The 10,123-nt window shown below is 67.8% G+C and carries 11 protein-coding genes; all 11 read right to left on the bottom strand.

The genetic code is table 11. From position 1 onward, the window contains the following. Positions 1-290 precede the first annotated feature (290 nt). The 11 genes from thiI to AAK988_RS09540 all read right to left on the bottom strand — a co-directional run bounded on the left by thiI (position 291) and on the right by AAK988_RS09540 (position 9,898). Positions 291-1,511 carry a tRNA uracil 4-sulfurtransferase ThiI gene (gene thiI / locus AAK988_RS09590; RefSeq protein ID WP_135970558.1) on the bottom strand — a complete coding sequence of 407 codons (1,221 nt, stop codon included), beginning with the start codon at positions 1,509-1,511 and terminating at the stop codon, positions 291-293. A gap of 186 nt (positions 1,512-1,697) precedes the next feature. Continuing rightward, a complete protein-coding gene (locus tag AAK988_RS09585; RefSeq protein WP_135970557.1) occupies positions 1,698-1,958 on the bottom strand; it encodes a DNA-directed RNA polymerase subunit omega in 261 nt (86 codons plus the stop codon). Between the two features lie 15 nt (positions 1,959-1,973). Then, positions 1,974-2,540, bottom strand: a complete 567-nt coding sequence (gene gmk, locus AAK988_RS09580; protein ID WP_151430066.1) for a guanylate kinase — start codon at positions 2,538-2,540, stop codon at positions 1,974-1,976. 26 nt (positions 2,541-2,566) lie between these two features. Then, positions 2,567-2,878, bottom strand: a complete 312-nt coding sequence (gene mihF, locus AAK988_RS09575) for an integration host factor, actinobacterial type (protein WP_151430065.1) — start codon at positions 2,876-2,878, stop codon at positions 2,567-2,569. A gap of 207 nt (positions 2,879-3,085) precedes the next feature. Then, a complete protein-coding gene (gene pyrF / locus AAK988_RS09570; protein WP_151430064.1) occupies positions 3,086-3,814 on the bottom strand; it encodes an orotidine-5'-phosphate decarboxylase in 729 nt (242 codons plus the stop codon). Beyond that, on the bottom strand, positions 3,808-4,740 hold the full coding sequence (locus AAK988_RS09565; protein WP_151430063.1) for a dihydroorotate dehydrogenase: 933 nt from the start codon (positions 4,738-4,740) through the stop codon (positions 3,808-3,810). The genes pyrF and AAK988_RS09565 overlap by 7 nt, the downstream gene beginning before the upstream one ends. Continuing rightward, a complete protein-coding gene (locus AAK988_RS09560) occupies positions 4,740-5,534 on the bottom strand; it encodes a dihydroorotate dehydrogenase electron transfer subunit (RefSeq protein ID WP_151430062.1) in 795 nt (264 codons plus the stop codon). Before AAK988_RS09560 ends, AAK988_RS09565 begins: the two co-directional genes overlap by 1 nt. A gap of 465 nt (positions 5,535-5,999) precedes the next feature. Then, positions 6,000-6,881: an ABC transporter ATP-binding protein gene (locus tag AAK988_RS09555; protein ID WP_240806216.1), complete on the bottom strand. Its 882-nt coding sequence runs from the start codon at positions 6,879-6,881 to the stop codon at positions 6,000-6,002. A gap of 13 nt (positions 6,882-6,894) precedes the next feature. Further along, positions 6,895-7,899: a FecCD family ABC transporter permease gene (locus AAK988_RS09550; protein WP_201757756.1), complete on the bottom strand. Its 1,005-nt coding sequence runs from the start codon at positions 7,897-7,899 to the stop codon at positions 6,895-6,897. Continuing rightward, positions 7,892-8,890 carry a FecCD family ABC transporter permease gene (locus tag AAK988_RS09545; RefSeq protein WP_151430061.1) on the bottom strand — a complete coding sequence of 333 codons (999 nt, stop codon included), beginning with the start codon at positions 8,888-8,890 and terminating at the stop codon, positions 7,892-7,894. The genes AAK988_RS09550 and AAK988_RS09545 overlap by 8 nt, the downstream gene beginning before the upstream one ends. A gap of 12 nt (positions 8,891-8,902) precedes the next feature. Beyond that, the gene (locus AAK988_RS09540) at positions 8,903-9,898 is read right to left on the bottom strand and encodes an ABC transporter substrate-binding protein (RefSeq protein WP_151430060.1); all 996 of its coding nucleotides are present in this window, start codon (positions 9,896-9,898) and stop codon (positions 8,903-8,905) included. Positions 9,899-10,123 lie beyond the last annotated feature (225 nt).

Here is a 10,123-nt window from a genome sequence, read left to right as displayed (position 1 = left end):
GCCGCCCCGGCGTCTCCTGAAATCCCGCGCTATTCGCCCCCAAGCCGTCCCCGAAGCCCGCCCCGCTCATCTCCGATGCACCCCGTAGCCTCGCGCTATTCGCCCCCGAGCCGTCCCCGCGCCTCTTCCTCCGTTCCGAAGCGTCTTCCTCACTGGGCAGCGAGCCCGGGGCCGCGTGACCCGAGCGGCGCCTTCCACAGTCGTCGGAAGTCGACCCCCGCCCCACGCAACAAGGGCGGCAGCCGCAGCTCCCGCCCTTGACATGACGCGATGGATGTCGAGGCCCCGGTCTAGCGGGCCCCGGTTTTCCTCGGCGGCCGGTAGGCCGGGCAGGCGTAGTCGCGGGGCTCGGCCGCATCGGCCAGGGCCTGCACCCATTCCCCCATCGGATAGGCGGCCTCGGCGGCCTCCACGTCGGCCAACTTCGCATGGGTCTCGGGGTTGCGCGGCATGAACAACGTGCAGCAGTCCGGCGCATCCATGGACGAGATCTCGAAGGTGCCCAGGCGCTGGGCCGCATCGATGATCTCCAGCTTGTCCGAGCCGATGAGGGGCCGCAGCACCGGCATGGCCACGGCGGCGTCGGTGGCGCGGATGTTGTCGAGGGTCTGGGAGGCCACCTGGCCCAGGCTCTCGCCCGTCACCAGGGCCCCGGCCCGTTCGCGCCGGGCGATCTCCTCGGCCACCTTGAACATGAGGCGGCGGTAGAGGATGACCCGCAGGCCCGGCGGACAGGCCAGGGATATCTCGCGCTGATAGTCGCCGAAGGGCACCACGTACACCCGGGCGATGCAGCCGGTGCGCTCGAGCACGCGGGCGATGTCGTCCACCAGAAACTCCGAGGCATCCGAGGTTTGGGGGCGCCCGGAGAAGTGCACGCCCACGCACACCGCGCCGCGCCGGGCCATGCGCCAAAGCGCCACGGGCGAGTCGATACCCGAGGACAGCAGGGCCACTACGGTTCCGGAGCTGCCCACGGGCAGGCCGCCGATGCCCCGGATGCTGCGGGCGTACACATAGGTGGAGCCCTCCACCACTTCCACGCCCACGGTAACGTCCTGGTCCTTCATCTGGACGTTCTTGGCGGGGAACTCCTCGCAGAGCACCGCGCCGATGTCGCGGTTCAGCTGCATGGAGTCGATGGGAAATGTGGTGTGATTGCGCCGGGCGCTCACCTTGAAGGTCTGGAAGGGCTCTGCCTCGGCCAGGGCGATGCAGGCCGCCCGGCCCATGGCCTCCATCTCCTGCTCGCACTTGAAGCCGCAGGACACCCGGGCCACGCCGGGCACGCCCAGAATGGCATCGGCGCACTCGTTGGCCACCTCCAAGGACGTGCCCTCCCTGAGGAACACGAGCAGCCGCCCGGAGATGCGATGGATGGTGACGATCGGGTACGCACCGAGAAGCGCCTCCAAGTTCTTCTGGAGGCGCTTCTCGAACACGCCGCGATTGCGCCCCTTCAGCCCGATTTCGTGGTAGTGCACGAGAATGATTCTCTGAAATTCCATCATGGCCCTCTGATATCTATTAATTAAGATTTTTGTAGCACGGGTTGGCGTAGTAAGTCAGCGAGAAGCCCCGTAACGCCCAAGGCTGACGCGAAAGACCGAGGAAGCGTACGGGGGTACGCGGCAAGGACTTGGAGCGTCAAGATTGGGCGTTACGGGGCTTCGCAGCGTCGGGTTAAAAACCATTAATTAATGGTTTTTAACATCAATGGACTCGGGGTCGTAGGATACCTCGCCGCGGGCCACCTCGTTGAAGGCCATGGACAGGGGCTTCGTGTCAGCGGCGCGGGCGATCTCCACGGCGGTCTGCAGCTGGATGGCGCGGTCGCGCTGGCCCCGCATCATGTCGTTGATGTCGTGGGCGCGCTTGGAGGCCAGGGCGCACAGCAGGAAGCGGTCGTTATCGGTGCGGTCCAGAAGGACGTCGATCTTCGGCTCGATGATGCTCATAGATGAAAATTCCTCTTACTTCTGCTCGGCGGTGTTGTTCACGTAAGCGACCAGTTGGGCGACGGCTTCGTCCAGATCGTCGTTTACCAGCCGTATATCATACTCCATTTTGTGGGAAAGCTCCACCAGAGCCGTCTCCATGCGCTTTCTCACCACATCATCGGCCTCGGTGCCGCGCCCCCGCAGACGCCGCTCCAGCTCTTCCAGCGACGGCGGCTCGATGAACACGAGGTGCGCCTCGGGCATCTTCTCCCTCACTTGAAGGGCGCCCTGCACCTCGATCTCCAAGATCACCTGCCTGCCCGCAGCCATCTCCCGCTGTACCGAGGCTAAGGGGGTGCCGTAGCAGTTGCCCGCGTACTCGGCCCATTCGAGAAAGCCGCCCTCGTCCGCGAGGGCGAGGAAGTCCTCCCGATCGAGAAAATAGTAGCTGACGCCCTCTTCCTCTCCGGGACGGGGGCGTCGCGTGGTGGCCGAAACGGAAACCCAGGTGTCGGGCACCTCCTCAAGCAGTCGCGTGACGAGGGTTCCCTTGCCGGCCCCCGAGGGGCCGCTGATGACGAAAAGGTTTCCGGTTCGCATGTATTCCCTTGCTACTGTGAACGGTGCTACTTCGTCAGACGGGCCAGCAGGGCCTCGCGCTGACGCTCGCCGATGCCGCGGATGCGGCGGCTCTCGGCGATCTGGAGCTCCCGCATGATGCGCTCGGCCTTGGCCTTGCCGTAGCCCGGCAGCGTCTCGATGAGGGTGGAGATCTTCATGCGACCCACGATGGGATCCTCGCGCATGGCGAGCACCTGAGCGACGGTGAGTTTGCCGGTCTTCAGCTCTTCACGAACCTCGGCGCGCTTGATCCGCGCGGCCTTTGCCTTCTCAAGAGCCTCGGCACGAGCTTCGGGGCTGAGTTGAGGGATAGCCATGATGTTGTTCTCCTTCCGGTTAGGGCTGCCGAAATCATACCACCCATTCATGACAAAACAACATGTAATTCACGCAGAACCCGTAAATGTGATGAAACCTTCAATGTATCAGCCAAAACGAGAAAGTTTTCTTTGGAGCAGGCTCCAGAAATCCTTGAAGCCCGCTCCAAAGAAGCGCCGCCGCGACCCGCGACGGCGGCGAAACTCCTAGGCCAATTCCGTCGCAATGGCCTCGAAGGCGGCCACCGGGTCGGCGGCCTCGGTGATGGGCCGGCCCACCACGATGTGCGACGCCCCATTGGCGAAGGCCTGGGCCGGGGTGGCCACGCGGCTCTGGTCGCCCAGGGAGGCGCCGGCCGGGCGCACGCCGGGGGTGACGATGAACCCGTCGGGGCCCAAGATCTCCCGCAAGACGCTCGCCTCTTGGGGCGAGGCCACCACGCCGGAGATGCCCGCCTGCTTGGCCTGGGCCGCCAGGGCCGCCACCTGCTCGGGCAGAGGCCGCGTGACGCCCGTGGCCGCCAGGGTGGCCGCGTCCATGGAGGTGAGCACGGTGATGCCCAGGGTGGCGGGCACCTCCCCGCCCCACTCGGCCGCGCCGGCCGCCGCCCCGCGCTGGGCCGCCTCCATCATGGGGATGCCGCCCACGGTGTGCATGGTGATCATGTCGGCTCCGCTGGCCGCCGCCGAGCGAGCGGCCCCTTCCACCTGGTGCGGGATGTCGTGGAACTTCAGATCGAGGAACACGTTGAAACCGCGGCGCTTGAACATCTTCACGATGGCGGGCCCCTCGGCGTAGTACAGCGTCATGCCGATCTTGAGCCACTGCGCGTGGCCCTGAAGCTTGTCGGCCAGCGCGATGGCCTCCCAGGCGTCGCAGTCGAGGGCCACGATGACGCGGTCGCGGGCGGGAATGGAATCGAAGGAGGTTAGCACGTGAGGGCTCCAATCAGCTCGTTGACGTCGGCGACGCCCTGTTCCTCGCAGTAGTCGATGACACCGTCGATGACATCCACGGTGGCGGTGGGGTTCACGAAGTTCGCGGTGCCCACGGCCACGGCGGTGGCACCGGCCAGCATGAACTCCACGGCGTCCTCGCCAGTGGAGATGCCGCCCATGCCGAGCACCGGCACTTTCACGGCCTGGGCCACCTGCCACACCATGCGCAGGGCCACGGGCTTTACCGCCGGGCCCGAGAAGCCGCCCACCACCCGGGCCAGCTTCGGCGTGCGGGTGCGCGCGTCGATGGCCATGCCCAAAAGCGTGTTGATGAGCGAGATGGCGTCGGCCCCGGCCGCCTCGGCGGCGCGGGCGATCTCGGCCACGTCGGTGACGTTGGGGGTGAGCTTCACGATGAGCGGGCGCTTCGTGGCGGCCCGGCACATGGAGACGACCTTCTCCACGGAAGGCCCGTGACAGCCCATGGTCATGCCGCCGGCGTCCACGTTCGGGCACGAGATGTTCACCTCGTAGGCGGCCACGGGAGCCTCTTCCAGGGCTTCGATGACGGCCACGTACTCGTCGAAGGAATGCCCCGACACGTTCACCATGGCCGTGGCGCCGATGGAAGCGAGCCAGGGCAGCTCCACCTCCTTCAGGTGCGCGACCCCGGGGTTCTGCAGCCCGATGGAGTTCAGCATACCCGAAGCGGTCTCGGCGATGCGGGGGCTCGCGTTGCCCTCCCAGCCGTTCAGCGACACGCCCTTGGTGGTAACGGCGCCCAGGGCCGCCACGTCCACGAAGTCGTGGTACTCGCGTCCGGCGCCGAAGGTGCCCGAGGCGGTGGTGACCGGGTTTTTCATGGCCAGGCCGCCGAGGTTCACGGCCAGCTTGACCGATGTCTCTTTGGGGGAACGCTGCATTACCACACCACCTCGCTCGCGGGGAACACCGGGCCGTCCACGCAGGCGCGGCGCTTGCCGGCCACCGTGTCGACCACGCAGGACAAACACGCCCCCACACCGCAGGCCATGCGGCGCTCGAGGGACACCTCGCAGAACACGCCCGCATCGGCGGCCATGGCGGCCACGATGCGCATGAGGGGCTCCGGCCCGCAGCAGGCCACGTAATCGTAGGGCTCGCCGGCCGCCTCGGCCGCAGTCAGTGCCTCTTCCACGAGCGGTGTGCAGAAGCCGGCGCGCCCGAAAGTGCCGTCGTCGGTGGAGCAGGCCGGCTCGCAGCCGAGAGCGGCCCCGTAGCGTTCGCGGGCCACGAGGGCATCGATGGTGGAGGCGCCGAGCACGGCCGTCACCTCCGCACCGGACGCCTTGAGTTCTTCCACGAGCGGGTACAGAGGCGCGCTTCCCACGCCGCCGGCCACGACGAGCGCCCGCTTGCAGCCCGCGGGAGGCTGCCAGCCGCGGCCGATGGCACCGATGAGCTCCACCGCATCGCCGGGGACGAGCGCGGTCATGCGGTCGGTGCCGAAGCCGAGCACCTGGTACATCATGTCCACGGTGCCCGCTTCCGCATCGGTCGCGTAGATGCCCAAAGGCCGGCGCAGGATATGGTCGTCCATGCCGGGCACGCGCACGTGCACGAACTGCCCCGGCCGCGCCGCCGCCGCGATCTCGGGCGCGACCACGGTCATGAGCCAGATGTTGCACCCCGCTTCCTCGTTCACCAGAATGGGGGCGTTCTCGTTGCAAAGCGCCATAGGCTCTCCCGTCGTATCGCGTCCGTCAAAACGTTGGATGACATTCTAGCGCATAACGGCCGCGCGCCTACCCCGCCATCGCTTGGAGGCTGGCCCCGAATCGGCTCTCGTGTCGGCACAGGCGGCGATTTGGGGCCGGAAGCAACCCCCGCAACACGCAGAATGGCCCCGAAGCGAAGGACGTGTCGCCACATCCGCCGATTCGGGGCCGGAAAGTCGGGAAGCGGGGCCGACGGCGCTACTTCTTCGTCTTCACTGCCTTGGCCTTCGACCAGGCGGAGTAGTAGTACGTGCCTCCCGCCTTCTATGCATTTGCGCAAAAGCAACCGGCCTTGGAGCCAGATTCAGCGGCACTGGCGAGCCAAGCAGCGTCGGCCCGGCGGCCGTCGGGGAAGACGGCTCGTCGCTGCGGTTTTCCGCGAAAGCCCCGATCACCCGCTGCGGCGAACATCGCGGCTGCGACGCCTAGCGGGCCAACCGGTAGCTCACGAGGCTGGGGCGGCCGGTCCAGGGGTCGGGCTCGATGAGGGCATCCAGGCCGAACACCTCGCGCAGCATGGCCGGGGTCATGACCTCCTCGGGCGTGCCGGCCCCGCGGATGGAGCCGTCCTTCAGCGCGATCATCCAATCGGCGAAGCGGGCGGCCAGGTTCAGCTCGTGGATCACCAGCGCGATGGTCTTGCCCTGCTCCTCGTTCAGCGAGCGCAACAGTTCCAGCACTTCCAGCTGATGGGCCATGTCCAGGTAGGTCGTGGGCTCGTCCAGCAGGATGAGGTCGGTGTCCTGGGCAAGGGCCATGGCGATCCAGGCCCGCTGGCGCTGGCCGCCGGACAGGGCATCCAGGGCGCGGCCGCTGAAATCGTCCAGGTGCGTGATGGCCAGGGCCCAGGCGATGATCTCGCGGTCGCGGGTCGAAAGGCGCCCGAAGCCCCTCTGGTGCGGATAGCGGCCGAGCGCCACCAGCTCTCCCACGGTCAGGCCGCCCGGGGCCTCGGGGGCCTGGGGCAGCAGCGCCATCTTGCGGGCCACCTCGGCCGTGGGCATCTCGGCGATGGCCCGGCCGTCCAGATACACCGCGCCGGCCGCCAGGGGCATGGTGCGGGAAAGGGCCTTCAAAAGCGTCGATTTCCCACAGCCGTTCGGGCCGATGATGGCGGTGACCTCGCCGACGGGCACGGCCACGTCCATGGGCTCGATGATGAGGCGGTCCCCGTAGCCCACGGCCACCCCCTCGCCCCGCAGGGCCGCATCGGCGAACCGCTCGCAGGTGCGGTCGCAGGTCTCGCAGAAGGCAGTTTTCTCGTTGTCCGGTGCCATCGACGGCGATGGCGTCGCAGTCGGCTCCACAGCACTCCCCTCTCTAGGATCTGGCTAGCAAGTACAGAAAATACGGGGCGCCAATGACCGCCGCCACGATGCCCACCGGAATCTCGTTGGGCGCGAGCAGCGTGCGCGAGACGATGTCGGCGATAAGCATGAGGGTGGCCCCCACGAGCACGCTGGCCGGCACGAGCACGCGGAAGGAGGGCCCCACCAGGCGCCGGGCCACATGGGGGCAGACAAGCCCCACGAAGGTGAGGCCGCCGCCCACCGCGCAGCAGAGCCCCGAGGCCCCCACAGCCACGGCCGTAAGCGCTGCCGTGGCCCGGGGCACGTTCGCTCCCAGCCCCGTAGCGGCCGCGGTGCCCAGCCCCAGCACGTCCAGGGTGCGGGCCTGATAGAGGGCCAGTGCCGTCAGCACCCCGAGGCCCACGGCCAGAATGGGGATGTTCTCCCAGGTGGCTCCCCAGATGTTGCCGGCGATCCAATTCTGCACGAAGGCGTAGTCCCCATCGGGCAGCGACAGCATGAGCAGCGAGGTGGCACTGGAGAGCCCCGTGGCCAGGGCCACGCCGATCAGCAGCAGCCGCCGCGGGCTGGAGGCGCCGCGCACCACCGACAGCCGCCAGCCTGCGGCGGCCACGGCCGCCGAGCCGGCGAAGGCGAGCAGGGGCAGGGCCACCGTGCTCGGAACGAGGCCCGCGGGCACGAACACGATGAAGGCGGCCACGAACAGCCCGGCCCCGGCGTTGATGCCGAGTACGCCCGGATCGGCCATGTCGTTGCGCGACACCCCCTGCAGAAGGCAGCCGGCCAAAGAGAGTCCCGCGCCCACGAGCAGGGTCGTGAGCACCCGGGGCAGGCGCAGCTCCACCAGGGTGTAGGCCAGGCTCGCCGGGGCTGTGCCACGGGCGATCTGCCCCAATTCGTCCAAGGAGATGCTGCGATAGCCGGCATTGATGTCGGCCCAGAGCGCGAGTGCGGCCGCCAGGGCCAGAAGGGCGATCATCGCCGCGCCGCGATGGCGCCTCAGCGTCTCAGTCAAGGCCCGTCGCCTCCCTTCGGGCGCACCAGATGAAGAAGGGCACGCCCACGATGGCGAAGATGATGCCGATGGGCACCTCGCTCGGGGCGATGAGGGTGCGGGCCGCCGCGTCGGCCAGGAGCATGAAGGTCGATCCCGCCACAAGGGAGGCGGGGATGACGGCCCGGTAGTCGGCCCCCACGAAGCGCCGCACGATGTGGGGCACCATAAGACCCACGAAGGCCACGGGGCCCGCTAGGGCCACAGCGGCCCCGGCCAGCACGAGAACGACCGCCAGGCACAGCGCCCGGGACTTCCCCACGGCCACGCCGAGACCGGCCGCCGCCTCATCGCCAAGGGACAGCACGCTCACCCGCCGGGCCAGCGCGCAGGCCGCGGCCAGGGCCCCCACGATGAAGGGAGCCGTCATGGCAAGGGTGTCGGCGCGGATGCCGGCCACCCCGCCGGCCGTCCAGAAGGTGAGCGCGTAGCCGATGTTGAAGAAGATGGCCACGCCCTGGGCCAGCGCCGTGAGGAAGAGCCCCACAGCACAGCCGGCCAGCACCAAGAGCACCGGGTCCATATTGCGCCGCCGGAAGCTCACGGCCCCGAACACTGCGGCCAGGGCGAGGGCGGCGCCGGCAAATGAGCAGGCCACCACCCCCGCGAAGCTCATGCCCGGAAGCAGCGCCAGGCACAGTGCCAAAGCGAAGGCGGCGCCGGCGTTGATGCCGAGCAGGCCCGAATCGGCCAGCGGGTTGCGCGTGACCCCCTGCATGATGGCACCGGCCACGGCGAAGGCGGCGCCCACGAGGATGCACCCCAGGGTGCGGGGCCCGCGCAGCTCGAGCACGGCCACGTGCTCCTGGTTCGCCATGTCCGGCGCCACGAGCGCGCCGATCACCTGGTCGGGCGCGATGGGGGTGCTGCCGACGAACAGCGACAGCCCGGCCGCCAGGGCCACGGCCGCGATGCCGGCGAGCAGGAACACCGATGTTCTCAGGCGCGACAAGGAACCGCTCCCCTAGGCCGCCGCATCCGCATGGGCGCGGAAGAAGTCCGTGAACGCCTGCAGCTGGTTAGTCAGCGTGATGGGGTCGCGGTGCATGAAAGCCACCTGCTCGTAGGGCATCACGAGGCCGTTCTTGACAGCCGGCAGGTTCTTCCACAGCTGGGAATCGTCCACATAGGCCGCATCGGCCCCGTCCAGCACGCCATAGCAGATGAAGTCGCCGGCATAGTCGGGCAGCGCCTCCACCGCGATCACCTTATAGGCCTCGTCTCCATCCACCATGGGGCCCTGGATGGCCTCAGGCGCCTTCAGCCCCCACATATCGTAGAGAATGGAACCGCCGCGGGCGAAGTGGCTGCCCATGGTGTAGATCTCCTGGGGCCATACTTCCAGGATGGACACGGTGCGGTCTCCCACGATGCCCGCGATCTCGTCCTTCACCGTGGCCACCTTGTCGTTGAACTCGCTGATGTAGGCCTCGGCCGCCTCGGCCTTGTTCACGAGCCCCGCGATGTAGCGGAACAGATCCTCGTCGGAGCGGGTGCCGTCGGCGATGTAGACCGTCGGCGCGATCTTGGCGTACTTGTCGTAGTCGGCCTCGGTGATGGTGACGATGAGGTCGGGCTGCTTCTCGGCGATCATCTCCAGGGAGGTCTCGGCCGACGTGGTGTTCAGCGCCTCGATGCCGTCGCACAGCCCCGCCAGGAAGGGGTTGTTCAGCGCATAGGGGCTCGCGATGACCGGCTTTGCGTCCACGGCCAGAAACTCGCCGAGATAGTAGTCGGTCACAATGGTCTGGGGGTTCGCGGGAATCTCCACCGGCCCCTTGTCGGTATCCACGGTGCGCATGCCCGAGCCGGAGGCGGCGGCGCCGGCGTCGCTGGCCGTGCCGGTGTCACCGGAGCCGGAGGCAGTGCCGGTCGCACTCGAGGCGCAGCCCCCGAGCACGGGGGTCAGTGCGGCAATGCCGAGGAAGGCGGCGAAGGTGCGGCGGGAAAGAGGGGCCATGGTCAGTTCCTTTCTCTTTGTTGACGAAATAAGTTAGCTTTAGAAAACTTACGGCGGGAGATGTTAGCATAGGTTTACTTGCTTCGCTCAACTCCGGAGAAAACCTCCACAAGCGCCGATGCATCCCATTGTAGGAGAGCCTTCCCGCACCGAAACGACCCGATCACCCACACGTTTTCTCCCTGAGGCCCTTTCGTATAGAAAGAGAGAAGCCGTCCGCCCCGC

The organism is Adlercreutzia muris, assembly GCF_041223505.1.
In the GTDB taxonomy this organism is placed as follows: Bacteria; Actinomycetota; Coriobacteriia; order Coriobacteriales; family Eggerthellaceae; genus Adlercreutzia; species Adlercreutzia muris.
The sequence above is the reverse complement of the archived record's forward strand: the minus strand, read 5'-3'. Positions and strand labels throughout refer to the sequence as shown.